Here is a 17,830-nt window from a genome sequence, read left to right on the forward strand (position 1 = left end):
TTGAAATGACAATGAAAAGATTCAAAATAGCTTCAGCACTTGCACTGTCTGCCATCGTTCTGGCATCATCCTGCAAGAAGTTTGACGATCTGGGGACCAACCCCAAGCAGGCTAGTCCCGAGCAGGTAGAAGTGGAGTACTTCCTCAATAACGCTATCATTGGTGCACAGATGGACCCGCACATCGGTGAAAGGGCCTTTGTACTGTACTGGAAAGTCGCCTCTCACCAGATGCTCGAAAACACGCTCAATGTCGGTGAGGATGATGACGACTGGAACAAAGATTATTTCCGATATATCTCCGGATGGTTGAATCACGTCAATACTGCCATTCAGGTAGCTGACGATAAGAAAACCAACGGAACAGCCTGGCCACACAACGATAACATGAAACAGGTTGCCCGCATCTGGCGTGCTTATCTGATGAGTGAAATGGCTGATAACTACGGACCCATTCCTGTCAATGGCTTCCAGGGTACGAACCCTGATTTTGCTGACGTGAAAACTGTGTACTACCATATTCTGGCGGAACTGAAAGATGCCAGTGCCAAACTGGATCTGAACGTACCTACTCCGGAAAATATCAAGGCTTATGATGCGGCATACAGTTTCAGCTGGGCCAAATGGCAGAAATATGCCAACTCACTTCGCCTTCGTTTAGCGATGCGCCTTTCACAGGTGGATGCTCCAAAAGCAAAAGCTGAATTTGAAGATGCTGTGACCAAGCCACTGCTCACCGCCATGGGAGATGCGTTTCAGGTACAGGAGAAATCCGGCTGGAACGACCTCAGTGGTGTAATGAGCCGTCCATGGAGTACGCTAATGCTCTCTGCAACTGTGAAGAATCTCTACACTGGTTTAGGTGGTATCAAGTCTGCTGATCAGCTGACTGCTTCTTATGCACCTTATATCAAGCCCGCCAACTACGCCGGCCTGAGATTGCTGGATCATTTCTCTACCAAAACGAATGAACCATACGCAGGATACTGGCTCGATGGTCTTCCCAATATGATCGACCCAAGGGGCTATCTGACTTTCCCTCCTGCAGGGGATTTCAATAATCCTGATTTCGCCAAGCTCAATAACTGGAGCTCTACACTCAAAAGACTCACTGACGGTACCAATACAGTTCGTACGCTCGAGAGTGCATTCACCTGGAATGGTGCAGCAGGTGGTGACTGGGGTGTTCCCGGTTCCAAGAACCTGTGGGTATTCACATCCGGTGGATCTCCCAGGCTGGCTCTCAAATTCCGTAACGATTCAAACAAGCGTCTGTTCTTCGCTCCATGGGAAACTTATTTCCTGATCGCGGAAGCTGCCGTACGAGGCTGGACTGTTCCCCTCACTGGCGAAGATGCTTATACAAAAGGTATCACATCCAGCTTCGAATACTGGGGTGTGAGCAGCAAACTCCCTGCTTACCTGGCTTCTACCAATTATAACAATGATGGAACTTCTGTAAGCTGGAGCCATGTTACTGAACCACCTGCTACGTATGCGATGGACTATGTTGATGGCTACACTGCTGCAACCGGCTCTGTGAACATCAAGTATCCTGTAAATACACTGTACAAAAATGGTACTGTAAAGAATGATCTGCTCACTAAGATCATCACTCAGAAATACATTGCGCAGATGCCATGGCTGCCACTCGAAGCATGGAGCGATCATCGCAGACTCGGTCTGCCATTCATCGAAACTCCGGTTGTTGAGAACACATTAAACAATCTGCCGGCACTCACACAGGCTAACTTTATGACGCCAACTGTGAAATGCTTCCCACAACGTCTCAGGTATCCGTCTTCACTCATCAATGCAAACGCAAAAGGCTACGAACAGGCCATGACTGCGCTTGGTAATGGTGCCACGGACGCAATAACTACCCCACTCTGGTGGGCCCAAAAATAATTCGCGGGTAATCGTTTGTCGACCTGCGGGTACATGAGAAGAAAAGGCCGTTCTTTCAAGGGGTTAGAACGGCCTTTCTTATTGTATCGACTGAAGCATCGATTATGCTGCTAATTTCAGAATCATCCACAAGGTTGCTGTTGCAATCATCACCCACAATACCAATCCCTGCAACATCGGTTTAACGCCTACAGACTTCAGCACTTCTTTCGATAATCCTGATCCGATCAGAAACAGCGTGAGCGTTAATCCTGCCTTTGCTATGCCTGTTGCAAATCCACTGAACTGCTGCACTGCCGGCACGAATGTATTCGCCAGCATCGCCAGTATGAATAATCCGATGAACCAGGGGATCTTTACTTTTTGCCCTTTTTGTTTGAAGAAGAAAGAGGAGAGAATGCTCACCGGTATGATCCATAATGCACGCGCCAGTTTCACTGTAGTAGCCACTTCCAGCGCTTCTGCTCCATACTTGCTTCCTGCTCCTACTACCGATGATGTATCGTGAATGGCAATGGCACTCCACAACCCAAACTGTTCCTGCGTCATGGCCAGTGCATGCCCTATCACGGGAAATATCAGCAACGCCACTGCATTGAAAATAAACACTGTTCCCAGTGCAACAGTCATCTGGTTTTCTTTCGCTTTGATGGCCGGCGCTACTGCCGCGATAGCGCTTCCTCCGCAGATGGCTGTCCCTGCCGCAATGAGGTACGCAGTTTTGTTTTCGATTTTCAACCACTTTCCCAGCAATACGCCTATGATCAGTGTGGCAAGGATGCTCACCACGGTAATGCCGAATCCGGTGCGCCCCGCTTCCAGCGCCGCATGCGCGTTCATGCCGAAGCCCAGTCCTACTACAGATACCTGCAACAATATATGTGTGGCTTTATGATTGAGATGAAGATAGGGGTGGCCAACAAACTGAGCTACCAGCAGCCCCATCAGCAATGCTACCGGTGCACTGATCAGTCCACTGATGCAAAGCAATGCCGCTATGATGAAGATGATTTCCCTCGCACTGAGTTGCCTGTCTAAAAATTTCCGGGGTACAGATTTAAGTTTGTCCATTTCACTGATTTTCTGAGGCAAAGTTCAGTGAAATGGTATTCCCTGGGAAATGGTAAATGGTGATGATCGATTACCTGAAGTTATAGGTCAACGCAAACTGCATGAACAGTTTTACCATGGCAGAAGCTTCGCCATGCGGGCTGATGAAGAAGAAGTCCCGCTGAATATTCAGCCCTTTTACATCGATCACGGAGAAGAGCCGTTGCTCCAGTTCGGGTTTGATGGCATGCAGGGAAAGAAAAGCCATGCATTGGCTGTGTTGCAGATAAGATTTGATGCTTTCTGTACTTCCCAGCTGCATTTCTTTTTTCAGCTGTGTGATTTTTATGCCGAGTGGTTTGAGAGCATGTGCGATCACTTCGAGTGTGCCTGATCCTGGTTCGCGCAGCAGCAGCGGGATCTTCAGCAGTTCATCGGGTTTGATGCTCCCTTTGCGCGCAAGCGGATGCGATGCATTGGCCACCAGCACCAGTTGATCTTTGAGAAAAGGTGTATAGCGGAAAGCGCTGTTCTTCGATCTTCCTTCGATGATGCCGAAATCTACCTGATGCTGCTGCAATGATTGCTCTACCTGCTCAGTGTTGTCTGTATGAAGCGTTACGCGTATATCGGGAAACTTCTGATGAAATGATGCCAGCACAGGTGGAAGCACATACTGGGCAACAGTGGTACTCGCGCCCACACGTAATCTGCCTGCCTTCTTATCGGCCTGCGTATGCATTTCAAATTCGAGTGTTCTGTACAATGCAAAAAGATCTTCTGTGTGGCGCAGCAGTGTTTGACCGGCTGGCGTGAGCCTTATCTTTCTTCCATCTCTTTCAAACAGCTTCACTTTGAAGTACTGCTCTATTTCGTGGATATGTTTGGTTACTGCAGGTTGTGTAATAAATAGCTCGGTGGCAGCTTTGGTGAAGCTGAGCCGCTTTGCCACTGTATTGAAAACTTTTAACCTGAAGTCGAACATACTGTGAAGGTAGGCAGTTAACGCAAGAATAACCAAAAGCGCCCGAATTCATTATCGGGCAGCGGAGGCGCTGAGATATGAATAACTGACTACGAAGATTTGTCGGTACACTCCGTTAATGCTGCGATTCAGCGTTGGCTGCATTTTGATTTCATCTCCTGAATGTAGTTTACAGATGTACTTTTCATTTGCAAAACATTCAACTATGAACGTACTCAGGGTTTATCATACATCCATGTTGCTGTTGTGTATCGTGTCTGCGCAATTGTTGCATGCGCAGGAAGGAACCAGATTGTTTACAGAGAAAGGTGCATTTCTGGCGGCACCTGCCGGGCATCCGCTCGATGCCAAACGATCTGGATATTCTGATGCGCAGATTCAGGCTTTCTTCAGCAATATGAAACGTTTTATGGAAAAAATGCATCAGTCCATTCCCTGCATCAACCCTCCTCATGGATACAATGTGAATGTGTGGAATGCTGCCTGTTCAAACGGAACCTGTTCCGATCAGAAAGTGATGGCGGGAGTAACCGGACTGTTGATCAGACCATTTCTGGTTTCGGATAAAGACCCTGCTCCAAAGATGCAGCAGGAAGGCGCGTCCATTAAAGTTTATGTGAACGATATGGTTACTATGCTGATGCTCGGATCGAGAGAAGGAGACTGGTTCTACGAACCAAAGATCATCGAAACCATCGATGGATGTCCGGTTTATGAAGGTGGCTTTCTGGTGCTTACCAAAAATAAAAAGCCTTTGTTTGCTCAGGTGCCTCCTCAGAAGGTGGAAGAAAAACTGCCGGGCATGTCGGGGAAACTCCGGTTGGTGGTACCCAATCCTGCATTCTACGATTCTACAAGAAAAACCGAATTGCAGCTGGTGATCATCGACCTGTTCAGATACAAGCTCAAAAAAGAATGGGGGCACGAACTGATTGCCGAGATCCGCAAAACCTTCGATGTGCCTGCCTTGCTGAAAGAGCTAAACTAAGTGGATCCTTCAACACACAGCAAATTGCGAAGCCGGTATCTCCCTCAATCCGATGTGAGATACTGGCTTTTCTGCAATAACGGCCTCGGATCGAATACTTCGCGCAGTTTGGTGATCTTTCCGTTTGCCAGCTGAAACCAGCCGCAACAGAATATCAGCTGATCTCTGAACAGCAGATCGTACAGCACGCATACATCATTGCCTTCGGCGAATACTTTCCTCACATTATATTCCAGCTGCAGTTTCTCCATGTCCGAAAAAAAGATTGCTGCACTTTCACCTGATCCCGGCACTCCTTTAAATCGGAAGTCGGCGTGAACATAATTGCGGGCCTCCCTGTAATCGTGATCATTCAGCGCACGAAGCAGTCCCAGTACAAGTTCTCTGGAGGCATGAGCTGAAATTGAGTTCATAAGCTTTTATGGAAGGCCATAAAAAAATCCATGCCAGCAATGGCTAAGCTTATGAGTGTGAATGATTGGGAAATGCAATTCCCATTCTGTTTGATGATGTTTCTCTCGCGCAATGATAGATCGGCAATGGTCAGTTTTGCCAGGCCGGTTTACTGAATTTCAATAACCATTGCACTGATAATTTCAATGTTTTCTAATGGGAGCGTTCCCTGCCCAACGAATTTGGATGGTGTCTGAAAATTACGCTATCATTGCGTTTTAACCCCCTAACTGCAAATGAAATATCTGAAAAGTCTGTATGTGCAGGTGACCATCGGAATCGTCCTGGGCGTCTTTGCTGGTTGGCTCTTCCCTTCTTTCAATGGTACTGCCAAACTGATCAGCGAAACTTTCATCAACATGATCAGGATGGTGATTGCCCCCGTGATCTTTCTCACCATCGTTGCGGGTATTGCAGGTGCAGGCGACATGAAAAAAGTAGGCAGGGTAGGATTGAAAGCCTTCGTGTACTTCGAGATCGTAACCACACTGGCACTGGTGATCGGATTGCTCACCGCCAATCTCATAAAACCCGGCAAGGGGGTAGACAGACCCACCGGCACCAGTGAACAGGTAGCGAAATACACAGCACAGGCACAGGAAATGAACTGGGGAAAATTCTTCTCCGATATCGTTCCGCATAATGTGTTAGAGGCATTCGCCAAAGGCGATATTCTGCAGGTGCTTTTCTTCAGCATCCTTTTCGGAATAGGATTGAAAATGCTGGGAAGCAAAGGGGATGGATTACTGTCCACATTCGATAAGATCAATCAGGTACTTTTCAATGTGATCAGGATAATCATGAAACTCAGTCCCATTGGTGCTTTCGGTGGCATGGCCTACACTATCGGCAAGTTCGGATTTGCCAGCATCATTGCACTGGGAAAATTATTACTCACCTTCTATCTTACAGGATTTCTCTTCATATTCATTGTACTCAACTTCGTTTGTTTTTATTACAAGATCAGTCTCTGGAAACTGCTTGGCTATATCAAAGAAGAGCTGCTGATCGTTCTCGGCGCCAGCAGCAGCGAAGCTGCATTGCCATCGCTGATGCAAAAACTAACCGCCGCCGGTTGTGAAAAAGAAGTGGTGGGATTGGTAGTGCCAACCGGATACAGCTTCAATCTCGATGGTACCACCATTTATCTCAGCATGTCTGTGATTTTTCTGGCGCAGGTATTCGATATCGATCTGTCCATCGGGCAGCAGCTCACCGTTATCGGCGTATTGCTGCTCACCAGCAAAGGCGCAGCTGGCGTTACCGGCAGCGGTTTCATTGTGCTGGCATCTACACTCACAGCCCTGAAAGTGATACCTATCGAAGGATTGGGCTTGTTGATCGGTGTAGACCGTTTCATGAGCGAAGGCCGCGCTATAGTGAACATCATCGGAAATACCATCGCAACCGTAGTTATTGCAAAGTCGGAGAAAGAGATCGACATGGATACATACAAACGCGTAGTGGAGAAAAAACAGCTGGCCGCCTGATGTTCAGCGAAAACATTACCTTCGCGCGCATATTTTAAATCTCTAAGCATGAAACTGGTTGACTTACTGGCGGCAAGAAGCAATAATCAATGTGAAATCTGCACTTCAACTGATGGTCTGAAACCTTATGAAGTACCCCCAACTTCAGATGGAACTATCGACGACACTATCCTGATCTGCGAGAAGTGCCGCCTGCAGCTCGATAAAAAAGAAGAGCTGGATACAACCCGTTGGAACTGCCTTACCACCTCAATGTGGAGTGAAGTACCTGCCGTTCAGGTGGTAACCTGGAGATTGCTCAACCGTCTCCGCAACGAGAGCTGGGCTGCGGAAAATCTGGATATGATGTATCTCAGCGATGAACATCTCGCCTGGGCCAAAGCAACCGGCGATCATGAGAACGATGCCTCCGTTGAACTGCACCGCGATGCCAATGGCCATGTTCTTCAGCACGGGGACTCCGTTGTGCTTGTAAAATCACTCGACGTAAAAGGATCTACCCTCAACGCCAAGATGGGAACAGTGGTTCGGAACATCAGACTGGTAGAAGACAATAAAGAACAGATCGAAGGAAGAGTGGAAGGTCAGCTGATTGTTATTCTCACAAAATATGTACGTAGACAGAACGGATAACACTTGCAATTTTATTGCATATTTTGTATTTTGGCGCTGAACCAAGCCCCAAAAAGAACTGTACATGTACACGCCGGTATCTAAGATCCCAGATCTGGAATTGTTCACCCATGGATCGGGAAAATACGAGATCAGGAACCTCGAAGGCCCCATTGTAATCCCCTGCTGGAGCGGATTTCAGAGCAGGCAGGATGTAGACAGTTTCCTTCCTGAAATTGAGCCCTCCGACGGTCATGCAAGCATCAATATCGGTGGTGATATGGTGAGTGAAGATCCGCAGGTTCAGTATTTTCATCTCAATGCCTACAATTACCTGATGGAACATCAGGTTCGCATACAGGAAAATATTCTGCAAACACTGCTATCCGAATATGGTAATCTGCAGGAACTCTACGGTTTCACCGACGAAGAAGCTGCTGCGCTTTTACCTGAAGTGAAAAATGTAGAGGATCTGAAAAAACTTATCGGCCTTTCAGGCGTATATCTTCTCAACGTAAGTAAAGATGATATCGGTTATGTAGGCTACGAATTCGGATGCACCTGGGATGATGAGCGCGGCCTCGGCATTATGACGCATATGGACAGAGTGATCGAAATCGGAGATGGCAGCACTGCTTTTCTCACATGGATTGCAGACAGAGACCTCAATCCCGATGACGATTCATACGACACGGTGCTCAAAGCCATCGAAGAACAAGCTGCCATGCTCCCCGCAAAGAAGCCCTGGTGGAAATTCTGGTGATCATAATTTCATCTCGAATAAACTGAAGCTTCCGTTCTGGTAATGCGCCGGCAAATCCGGTGTAGTGCCCGGTTCTGTAATGCCCAGATAGGTAAAGCCACAACTGATGTAGTAGTTATTCAGCCGGTCGTTGCCACTGCCGGTATCGAGTCTGATATAGTCCAGTCCATGAGTGGCGGCATATTCTTTTGCCCAGCTCACGATCTGCTTTACAAAATGTTGTCCACGGAAAGCGGGATCGGTGGCAATGCGATGCAGATAGATACATGCATCTGTATCCTTTTCGCCCCAGATATACGGATCATTGAAGGCTGTCATGAATACGCAGGCAATCTGATCGTTCACCACAATCTTCCATTGGCGCTGCTCGCTGATCTCTCTCTCTACCAGTGAACGCTCAAACCCAAGCCAGTGCTTCTTTCCCACCAGTTTCTGGTAAGAGGTGGCCAGATCGTACAACTCAAAAATTCTGTTGATGTCCCCGATATTGCTGTTGAGTATTTTCATGTGCCTTTTCAACTTTACTGTGTTGCTGATGCAAAGCTGAGAAAGTTTGCTGATTGAAAATAGATTCAGATTTTCAGAAAACCGGGGTATCAGTTTGCTGCTGCGCGGTATTTGTTGCGGTAATCGACAGGTGTCATACCCGTTACTTTTCTGAATACAGATCTGAAGGATTGGATATCGGCGTACCCGGAGTCGAGCATTATTTCACTCACTGTTTTGCTGCCGGATTCCAGTTGTTTCTTGGCTGCTTCGATCTTTACTTTCTGAATGTAGCTGATGAGCGAATGACGGGTGGCTTTGCTGAATCTTCTTTCAAATGTTCTGCGTCCGCAATTGAAACGGGCAGCCAGTTCGTCTACCACAAATCTGTCGAAATAATTTTGCTCTATGTATTCCTGTGCCTGCAAAACCATATCATCTCCATGATCTTTGAGACCATTGAAAATGATGAATGGACTCTGCAGATTCTTGTCGATATCGATCACAAAATATTTGGCTGTTCGAATGGCTGTGCGGCGATCTGTAAGTTTTTCTGTGAGATGAAGCAACAGGTTCCAGTATGCATTGCTTCCCCCGCTGGAGTACAGTCCGCTTTGATCGGTGATGATCTTTTCATCTACCAATGTACTGAGCGGATAAAAATGCCTGAACTCATTTGCATAAGCCCAGTGAGTGGTGCATTGTTTGTTCTTCAGCAGCCCCGAGAATGCCAGCAGGAAAGTGCCGGTACTCATGGCAGCAATCGAAGCGCCTTGTTTGTATTGTTTTGCGATCCATCCTCCGAACTCGCGGTTGAGGTGGGTAGCCGTCATCATATTCCCTGTGAGGGAAGGAATGATCACCAGATCCGTTCTGTCTATTTCTTTGATATGCACCTGCGGAAACACGGCAAACAGCTGATTGCTGAGGGTGGTTGTTTTATTGATACCTGCAAGGCGAATCTCGAACGGCTCTTCCTGTCCTGTCTCCTGCAGAAATTCATTCACTTTGGCAAAGAGCGTATAGCTGTCTGCAATGGATGCAATCGATGCATGGTGCAAGGCAAGAATGGTAATGCTTTTCATGCTGTAAAAATAGGGATTGAAGTTGTCGCGATCACCAACCATAGATTGTCGTAATTACGCAGCATCCATTTGGTTTCCGGTTCTTACTTTCGTTTTAAATACAATTACGACATGCAAGACTTTGTTCCTTATCTGCAATTCGCCGGCAATGCCAAAGAAGCGATGCACTTTTACAAATCTGTTCTGGGCGGTGAGTTCACCGGATATGCACGGTATGCCGAAATTCCCGGAGGTGAAAAACTGTCCGAAGCAGAACAGGAGAAATTCATTCATATTGCGCTGACCATCGGCAACGGGCATCGCATCATGGCCAGTGATGCCGTTGAAGGAATGACAGCCGGTATGGTATTCGGTAACAACCTGCATATATGCGTATTTGCCGATTCCGAAGCCGAAGCGGATCAATTCTTTGAAGGTCTTTCCGATGATGGTAAAGTGATGATGCCGATGAACAAAACTTTCTGGGGCAATTATTATGGCATGTGCGAAGATAAATTCGGCATCAACTGGATGATCACCCACGAACCAAAAAAGTAAATCCAAAACAGTAACCCTCAAAATGTAATCATATGTCGTTCCAGGCTTACCTCGATAATATCAAAGCGAAAACAGGCAAATCTGCCGAAGACTTCAAAAAACTCGCAGAGAAAAAGAAGTTCGTCATCAAAGGAGAACTCGATCCTAAAGTGAAAGCCACAGAAGTGCTGAACTGGCTGAAAGAAGAATATGAGTTAGGGCATGGCCATGCAATGTCGCTCTATGCTTATTTCAAAGGCAAGCGCGAGTAACTGCGTTGGTTGGTACATGCAACATTTTTAAGTTCTGCGCGACTTATACATCATGACCAACTTGCTGCTACTCCGAAAATCGTTACTGATGGCAGGCTGTTTTGTCTGCCATTTTTCATTTGCGCAATCCCATCGGGTTGTTATCGACTCAGTTATGCAACGTGCCTTTCGCATGGGGCTCTTCAATGGAAATTTACTGGTAGTCGATAAAGGAAAGCCTGTATATTCGGCTGCTATTGGTTTTGCGGACTCTACGCATACAAAAAAATTAACCACCGATCACCGTTTTCATATTGGTTCCATTGCAAAAGAATTCAATTCGGTTGCCATTATGCTGTTGGTTCAGCAGGGCAAGCTGAAACTGAGCGATCCTGTAACATCCTTTCTTCCTGATATGCCTGCGTGGATGGGCAAGATAACTGTACTGCACCTCCTTCAGTACAGAAGCGGGCTTCCGAACGTAAACTGGGATCAGGCAAAATCGGATGCGGACATCATGAAACAGCTGAAGGAGACAACAGCACCCATGTTCGAGCCTGGAACTTCCTACGCTTACTATAACACGAATGTATTTTTGCAGCGAAGGATTGTTGAAAAAATTTCAGGACTGTCTTTCAATCAGTTTGTAAAACAGTATTTGCTTATTCCGGCCAAAATGAAAACAGCACTGGTTGATCCCGCTGAAAAAGATCCATTGGTTGCAAGATGCTTCGACAATGATAACAAGCAAGGAAGGCTTGAATATACGATGAGCGGATGGACCAGTGTAACATTGGCCGATTTTTACAATTGGTCTGTCTGTCTCGAAAAATTCTGTTTGCTCACTCCGGACAATACCCGCCAGATATTGATACCGGCTGCATCTGGACAGCAGGCTGGGCTTGGTAAAGGAGCCATGGAAAACAACCTGATCACCCGGCACGAACATGATGGAACTGCAGATAGTTATCAGGCGCTCCTCGTGAGTAATCCTACAATAGGCAGGCTGGTGATTCTGCTTACCAACAACAAGCAAAATAATCTCGGTGACATCAATACCTGCATTCAGGCCATCCTCGACGATAAACCCTATACAGCTCCCAGAAAGAAATTTTCAGTAGCCATACAAAAAGAACTGGATACCATCAGGGCCAGTTCGCTGATAGATCAATTTGAAAAGCTGAAGATGCATTCGCCGGATGAATACTATTTCAATGATGAGTATGAATTCAATTCCATTGGGTATGTATTGCTTTCCAAACAGCGGATCGATGAAGCCATCAAAGTTTTTGAATACAACACAAAGCTCTTTCCGGCATCAGGGAACGTCTGGGATAGCTTGGGTGAAGCTTATCTGAAGCAGGGCGATAAGGCAAATGCATTGAGGTGTTACAAGAAGGCAGTTTCTCTCGACCCCGGCAATACAGGTGCTTTAAAAATTATTGCTGAATTGGAAAAACATTGAGTCTATCTTCTGACCAGCCTGCTGAAGAAACTGGTTTCTCCCGTGATGATGCTTGCTTTGCCATTCAATACCGAAGCGCTTTGTATACGCTTTCCGGTGGTTGTTTGCAGGCCATTGTTCAGGTATACCGTTACAGCCATTACAGAATCATTCAGTGCGGTAGGAATGCCCGTCACCCGCCCTTCGAGCAATCCAAATTCATTTTCGGGATAAGCATATAACCGGATGAAGACCTGCTGCCCATCCTTTACAGGCACAGAGCCTTTGGCAGGAATTTGCACAACAGTGATCGAATTGGTAGGGTTGATATGCAGCTGAGCATGGCCATCGATGCTATCCGGATACCTGAAGAAATACGCTGCACACAGTAGCCCCAATAGCAGCACACTGATAATGATGATTCCCCATCGGATGATCCACGAAGGCATCTTGCCGATGATCTCCTGCACTTCACTTGAGCTGCTGCGAGGCAGATGGTTGGTTGGCTTGCTCATGAGTTACCCAGCTCCAGCTGGTTTTTTACAAGTTGATAATAGTTTCCTCTTCTTGCGGTGAGTGTTTCATGAGTGCCGGTTTCTTTGATCTCTCCATGTTCCAGTACAATGATCTGGTCTGCATGCCGTACAGTGCTGAGCCGATGTGCAATCACCACTACGGTTTTTCCTTTGAAGAATTGTTGCAGATTGCGCATGATCACCCGCTCGTTGTTGGCATCGAGCGCACTGGTGGCTTCGTCGAAGAAAAGATACTGCGGGTTTTTGTATACTGCGCGTGCAATGAGCAGCCTTTGTCTTTGGCCGGCACTGATGCTGTTGCCTGTATTGCCCACTCTGCTTTGGTAACCTAATGCAAGCGACTCGATAAATTCATGGATGTTGGCAACCCTTGCAGCATCACGCATTTTCTGATCATCGGGTTCATCATCACTCACTGCGATGTTTTTTGCAATGGTGTCCGAGAATATGAAGCCATCCTGCATAACTGTTCCGCACTGGCTGCGCCACCAGGCCGGAGACCAGGCCTGTAAAGACTTTCCGCCGACTGCAATTTCTCCCTGCTGCGAATCGTAGAAGCGAAGCAGCAATTTCAGCAGCGTGGTTTTCCCACTTCCGCTCGATCCTACAATAGCGGTTACTTTTCCTTCGGGGATCAGGAGGTGGATGTTTTTCAGCACCCAGGGTGATTGCGGTCCCTCATACTGAAAAGAAATATTTCTTAGAGCAATGCTATAGTCTTCGGGTAATGTTTTTTCTGTTGCCTCATTGGGTGGTTCCTCATTCTCCCGGTTATGGATCTCGCCGAGGCGGCTGAGGCTGATGCCGGCATCCTGTGCAGATTTGATGAAGCCGAGCAACTGTTCAACCGGACTATTCATCTGCCCGATGATATAGCTTACGCTGAGCATCATGCCCAGCGTCATATCTCCGGCCATTACACTGCGCGCGGAGATATAGGAGATGAGGATGTTTTTCAGCTGATTGAAAAATACACTGCCCACCTGCTGATATTGCTCCAGCGCCAGTGTTTTGATGCTGATCTTGTAAAGTTTTGCCTGTATCCTTTCCCATTCCCAACGCTTCTGGGTTTCGCAGTTGTTGAGTTTGATCTCCTGCATGCCGGTGATCAGTTCATAGATATTGTTCTGACTATCGCTCATGCGCTGGAATCTCTTGTAATCCAGGTCGCGCCTGCGTTTGAGAAAGAATGTGATCCATACTACGGATAGCGTACTGAAAAACAGAAAAACCATCAGAATGCTTCCGCTGTAAATGCCCAGCACCACTGCGAACACTGCAAGGTTCAGCATGGAGAACATGGTATGCAGAGCAGTTCCGGTGAGAAACTCCTGTATGCGCGTATGATCCTGTATGCGTTGCAGCAGATCGCCCAGCAATTTGGAGTCGAAGAAACGGATAGGCAGCTTCATCAGCTTGATAAGAAAATCAGAGAGTATGCTGAGGTTGATGCGGCTGTTGATATGCAGCAGCATCCAGCTTCTGATGAGGTCTATTGCCGTGCTTCCCACAAAGAGCAGTAATTGACTAAGCAGCACAAGATATACGAACTGGAGATTGTTGCGGCTGATGCCATAATCCACAAGCCCTTGTGTAAGCAAGGGAAATATAAGCGACAGCAAACTGGCAAAAAGCATGCTCAGTATCAGTTGCAGCAGGTAGCGTTTGTAAGGTTTGAGATATCGGAAAAGAAACCTGAACCCTCGTCTTTCTTTTACATCATCTTCTTTTTGATAGAAAGCATCTGTGGGTTCGAGCAGCAGGGCAATGCCGGTTTGTTGCGGACCCGTCCAGCATCGAAGGAATGTTTCCTTGTCCACGCGAACGAGACCATGTGCAGGATCTGCAATCTGAATGGTGGCGCGTTTGCTGTTGCTGTTGTAGTTCTGCGGAGGAAGCACCACAAAATGTTCCTGATTCCAGAAGAGGATGCAGGGCAGCGTGGCTTCTTCATCCAGCTGATCGAAACTGAGCTGAACATTCAGGCTCCTGAATCCGATGGATTCCGCTGCCTGACTGATTCCCAGCAGACTCACCCCTTCTCTCGAAATAAAAGATCGCTGTCGGAGATTTTCAAGGGTATATTCTTTGCCATAATATTTTGCAATCATCCGGAGGCAGGTAGGCCCGCAGTCCATCGTATCAAGCTGTGTATAAAATGGAAAGCTCATATTGTTTTTTTATCGAGAATGGCTGCCTGTGATGTATGAAATTTCAATAACAAATGATAAAGCGTCAACTCATATTTCTTGTTGTCGGTTGCAAAGAGCCGGTTGATGAACATATGCAGAAAACTGCCGAGCAACTGATCGGGCAACTGATTCCTGCGCCTGCAATCGATCATTATTTTTTCTACTGCTTCTCTGTTCTGAATGCTGCGTCTTGTAAAAACCTGCCGGAACTTTTTATGCAGTCCATCCTGCTCCTTGCCGGAAAAGATTTTGAACAGAGGATCTTTCAGTGACCGGTATTTATTGTTGAGGCTGAGTTGCAAAGATTTTTGTCCGCCAAAATCCTGAAAGAAATGCTGCTGCAGCAGATTGAGATAACTGATCTTATCGGGAAGAGAAAATCCAAAATCATCGAGGTACTGATCTATTCCGAGAATGGCTGCTTCCCATTTCCGTTCTGCTGCATCGGCCTGTGAAAGATGAAAGAGCAGCTGCAATACAGCCTGACTGTCGTGATAGAAAATGCACTCTGCGTCTGCAATCAGTTTGCCTCCATATCTTTCGAGTTCGCGTTTGTATGTGTCTATTTGCAATGAGGTGACCATCTTGCTGTTGAGGTAGCGGCTGATAGTATTGCGCACAGCTTTTGAGACCGGAAGGAAATGTTCGTTTTTCGTTAACCTGAAGCGGAGCCTGATGTGCGGCTCAGGATCGAGGTAACGGATGAAGAAGAATTTTTCCGCGAAACCCAGTTCCTGCATTGCTTCTGTGAGCCGCTTAACCGGACCGGCGAGCAGTTCCTCGGCAGCATGGGTGCCACAATAGATCTTGTAGTAGAGCCATTCATCTCCCGGAAGAAAGAAACGCTGAGGTGTAGAAGTCTGCTGCGTTGCATCCGGAAGTACAGCCAGTTTTTCGTTTTCGATAAATGCCGGAATGAGCAGCTCATTGCAGTGGTTGCCTTCCGGACCTTGGACAGCTCCGAACTGTGTATCATCCGCAAATGCAGCCACCATGGCCATGCCTTCTTTTTTGATGTAGGAGGCAAGTATCCTGAATGACTCCGGGTATTGAAAATCGATGAGCAGTTCGTTGTCGAATTGCAACAGCACTACCCGTTGAGGCAGTTTTCTTTTCGCTCTAAGATTGTCGATATAGCTGATCAGTTCTTCGTCTGTGTCGGGCATCTGTTTGATGTCGGCCTCCAGCATCCGCCACATGGCTCTTCGCAACAGCAGATGTTTGTAAGTAACGGCGGGATAAAACAGTGCATTGTCGTTTCCTGCATCTTCAAACATCATCCCTGAAAACGCATGCTGGTACTGCAATTCGCAGAGAAACTGATACATCGGCAAACTGTTCACCGAAAAGTTGTGCGCAGAAGTGAGGCGGGGAATGATGTACTTGTTCAGCGATTTGCTGCGGATCAAAACCTGATCGTTTCTCACAGATACCATAAGATCCGTAACGGGCAATTGCTGGTCCGGAGCGCTCCCCGCATTTCCAAGCCAGGGGATCTCATAGGAACGCAGCACAGGACGAAGCAGAATATTGCCCACTCTTTCCTGTGGGAGATGTATCAGTTCTGCAAACACCATATTTTGCGGCAATGATCTTTCTTCTTCTTTTGTAATGTCGCATACCCAAGATTCGATTTCAGAATCGAGGTGACAAAATCTTCCCAGCAGATTAGCTCCTGAAGGTCCGCTGATGAATTTCACGAAGAACCGGAAATCACCGCCGTCGATAGTTGCTCCGCTGTTGCCATAGAGACTGCCCATGATGGCAACAGATTGCCGCCAGGGAAATTGCAGGTCGGGGTTTGGACCGGGCATCAGCGATTGAATATCCTGCTCACTCAATTCGATGGAAACACTGGCGGAGCTGCTGTCTGCAGCCAGTTTCTGATCGAGCAGAAAAGCGAAGTCGGGTTGCCGGTTATTGCTCTCCTTGCCAAAATCGAGATCGCTTACAAAAGAGCCTGTGTTGTTGGAGAAATTTCCATAGCCGATTCCGTACTCAACATCAAGCGCTTCACAGAGTGGCACTTCCTGCATTTCGTAACGCGCGAGAAAGCGGCTGCGGAACTGATCCATTCTTTCCTGATTATTCTTTTTGCGATACACTGCTTTGAGCACCGTATCCACTTCCTGCAAAATGGTTTGCACCACAGGTAATGCAATGTTGTTTGCAGTGACGTTGGTGAGCATATCACTCTGAAATAAAGTAGTAACGGCACTGTGGTCGATCCCTGCAGTATTCAGCTGATTGGTAACCGCCACAAGCCTCGATATATTGAAGTGATTGTTTTGGAGCAGCTCTGTGATGGAATCGATATGAGTGGGGAACTGATCTGATGCAGCATGATTTTTCAATAACCTGCTCAGTCTTTCAAACGGCTGCTCCCCTGAAATGCAGGGCTCCAGCTCTGTTTGGAGCACCTGGTTTTCTGCAAGTGTCCGGAGATAGGCGAGGGCATCGGATTCGTCCACTCCCATGAGTGCCAGTTTTTCGGCGAGTTGCTGAAAGCTGGCACCATTAACGGCAGCGTCGATTACCTGTTGCAGAAAAATAGTGTGTTCCGCTTCGGAGAGAAAATATTTTCGTTTTCCGTTGGTGATCTGATACCTCACGTACCTGTATTTTTTTCCCTGTCTGTACAGTGAGTTGTTCGACCAGTAACGCAGTTGCGATCTAAGTGCTGAATTCGCATACAACGCATCCAGCAATTTGAACACAAGATCCATGTCGAGCCGGCATGCTTCTTTGTGCTGATCTGGCTGCCCCAGTACGATGCTGGTAGCAGCGCTGAAGCTGCCGAGGGCGCATCCTGCGAAATTCGCATAGGGCGTGCATCTGGCGCTGGAGCGGAGCCAGTATTTCTGCAGTGTCTGCCGCATCTTGCTGGTGATGGTTCCTGCACTGATCTGCTTCTGCAACTCCTGATACAGGGCTGCGGAAGTGATGTAGAGTCCGTACAGAAATTGCGGATGCTGCATCCACTCCGTATCATCCTCAAAACATTTGGTTGCCTGTTGGATGGGGAAGAGCGGTGTACGAAGCAGGTAGTTGTTTCCGTTGAGTGCTAACATA

16 protein-coding genes are annotated in these 17,830 nt (G+C 47.2%); 8 read left to right on the top strand and 8 right to left on the bottom strand.

What is annotated here, in order from left to right:
* Nucleotides 1-11 precede the first annotated feature (11 nt).
* Nucleotides 12-1,907 (top strand): SusD/RagB family nutrient-binding outer membrane lipoprotein, encoded by a 1,896-nt coding sequence (locus tag HHL16_RS08040; RefSeq protein ID WP_169424609.1) that lies wholly within the window; start codon nucleotides 12-14, stop codon nucleotides 1,905-1,907.
* A 102-nt stretch (nucleotides 1,908-2,009) separates the two neighbouring features.
* On the opposite strand, the gene HHL16_RS08045 is transcribed toward HHL16_RS08040, so the two are convergent.
* Nucleotides 2,010-2,978, bottom strand: a complete 969-nt coding sequence (locus tag HHL16_RS08045; RefSeq protein ID WP_169424610.1) for a putative sulfate exporter family transporter — start codon at nucleotides 2,976-2,978, stop codon at nucleotides 2,010-2,012.
* Between the two features lie 70 nt (nucleotides 2,979-3,048).
* Entirely contained in the window at nucleotides 3,049-3,942 is an 894-nt protein-coding gene (locus HHL16_RS08050) for a LysR family transcriptional regulator (RefSeq protein ID WP_169424611.1), read from the bottom strand.
* Nucleotides 3,943-4,147: 205 nt separating this feature from the next.
* Here HHL16_RS08050 and HHL16_RS08055 point away from each other — a divergent pair, with 205 nt between their 5' ends.
* The gene (locus HHL16_RS08055) at nucleotides 4,148-4,930 is read left to right on the top strand and encodes a hypothetical protein (protein ID WP_169424612.1); all 783 of its coding nucleotides are present in this window, start codon (nucleotides 4,148-4,150) and stop codon (nucleotides 4,928-4,930) included.
* 44 nt (nucleotides 4,931-4,974) lie between these two features.
* Here HHL16_RS08055 and HHL16_RS08060 read toward each other — a convergent pair whose 3' ends face one another.
* Nucleotides 4,975-5,343, bottom strand: coding sequence for a nuclear transport factor 2 family protein (locus HHL16_RS08060; RefSeq protein WP_169424613.1), 369 nt, complete (start codon nucleotides 5,341-5,343; stop codon nucleotides 4,975-4,977).
* A 276-nt stretch (nucleotides 5,344-5,619) separates the two neighbouring features.
* On the opposite strand from HHL16_RS08060, the gene dctA reads away from it, so the two are divergent.
* The 3 genes from dctA to HHL16_RS08075 all read left to right on the top strand — a co-directional run bounded on the left by dctA (nucleotide 5,620) and on the right by HHL16_RS08075 (nucleotide 8,248).
* Nucleotides 5,620-6,873, top strand: a complete 1,254-nt coding sequence (dctA, locus tag HHL16_RS08065; protein ID WP_169424614.1) for a C4-dicarboxylate transporter DctA — start codon at nucleotides 5,620-5,622, stop codon at nucleotides 6,871-6,873.
* A 48-nt stretch (nucleotides 6,874-6,921) separates the two neighbouring features.
* Complete coding sequence (locus tag HHL16_RS08070; protein ID WP_169424615.1) at nucleotides 6,922-7,506, top strand: alkylphosphonate utilization protein; 585 nt, start codon at nucleotides 6,922-6,924, stop codon at nucleotides 7,504-7,506.
* A gap of 64 nt (nucleotides 7,507-7,570) precedes the next feature.
* A complete protein-coding gene (locus HHL16_RS08075) occupies nucleotides 7,571-8,248 on the top strand; it encodes a hypothetical protein (protein WP_169424616.1) in 678 nt (225 codons plus the stop codon).
* On the opposite strand, the gene HHL16_RS08080 is transcribed toward HHL16_RS08075, so the two are convergent.
* On the bottom strand, nucleotides 8,249-8,755 hold the full coding sequence (locus HHL16_RS08080; protein ID WP_169424617.1) for a GNAT family N-acetyltransferase: 507 nt from the start codon (nucleotides 8,753-8,755) through the stop codon (nucleotides 8,249-8,251).
* Between the two features lie 89 nt (nucleotides 8,756-8,844).
* The gene (locus HHL16_RS08085; RefSeq protein WP_169424618.1) at nucleotides 8,845-9,819 is read right to left on the bottom strand and encodes a helix-turn-helix domain-containing protein; all 975 of its coding nucleotides are present in this window, start codon (nucleotides 9,817-9,819) and stop codon (nucleotides 8,845-8,847) included.
* 111 nt (nucleotides 9,820-9,930) lie between these two features.
* Here HHL16_RS08085 and HHL16_RS08090 point away from each other — a divergent pair, with 111 nt between their 5' ends.
* From HHL16_RS08090 to HHL16_RS08100, 3 genes are all read left to right on the top strand, one after another.
* Complete coding sequence (locus tag HHL16_RS08090) at nucleotides 9,931-10,356, top strand: VOC family protein (protein ID WP_169424619.1); 426 nt, start codon at nucleotides 9,931-9,933, stop codon at nucleotides 10,354-10,356.
* A gap of 32 nt (nucleotides 10,357-10,388) precedes the next feature.
* Nucleotides 10,389-10,607, top strand: coding sequence for a DUF4287 domain-containing protein (locus HHL16_RS08095; RefSeq protein ID WP_169424620.1), 219 nt, complete (start codon nucleotides 10,389-10,391; stop codon nucleotides 10,605-10,607).
* Between the two features lie 154 nt (nucleotides 10,608-10,761).
* Nucleotides 10,762-12,051, top strand: a complete 1,290-nt coding sequence (locus tag HHL16_RS08100) for a serine hydrolase domain-containing protein (RefSeq protein ID WP_206022287.1) — start codon at nucleotides 10,762-10,764, stop codon at nucleotides 12,049-12,051.
* Between the two features lie 2 nt (nucleotides 12,052-12,053).
* Here HHL16_RS08100 and HHL16_RS08105 read toward each other — a convergent pair whose 3' ends face one another.
* The 3 genes from HHL16_RS08105 to HHL16_RS08115 are packed head-to-tail and all read right to left on the bottom strand — an operon-like array spanning nucleotide 12,054 to nucleotide 17,829.
* Nucleotides 12,054-12,545, bottom strand: coding sequence for a hypothetical protein (locus HHL16_RS08105; RefSeq protein WP_169424622.1), 492 nt, complete (start codon nucleotides 12,543-12,545; stop codon nucleotides 12,054-12,056).
* Nucleotides 12,542-14,737 carry a peptidase domain-containing ABC transporter gene (locus HHL16_RS08110; RefSeq protein WP_169424623.1) on the bottom strand — a complete coding sequence of 732 codons (2,196 nt, stop codon included), beginning with the start codon at nucleotides 14,735-14,737 and terminating at the stop codon, nucleotides 12,542-12,544. Before HHL16_RS08110 ends, HHL16_RS08105 begins: the two co-directional genes overlap by 4 nt.
* Complete coding sequence (locus HHL16_RS08115) at nucleotides 14,734-17,829, bottom strand: lantibiotic dehydratase (RefSeq protein ID WP_169424624.1); 3,096 nt, start codon at nucleotides 17,827-17,829, stop codon at nucleotides 14,734-14,736. The genes HHL16_RS08110 and HHL16_RS08115 overlap by 4 nt, the downstream gene beginning before the upstream one ends.
* Nucleotide 17,830 lies beyond the last annotated feature (1 nt).

It is taken from the genome of Pseudoflavitalea sp. G-6-1-2 (genome assembly GCF_012927185.1).
In the GTDB taxonomy this organism is placed as follows: domain Bacteria; phylum Bacteroidota; class Bacteroidia; order Chitinophagales; family Chitinophagaceae; genus Pseudobacter.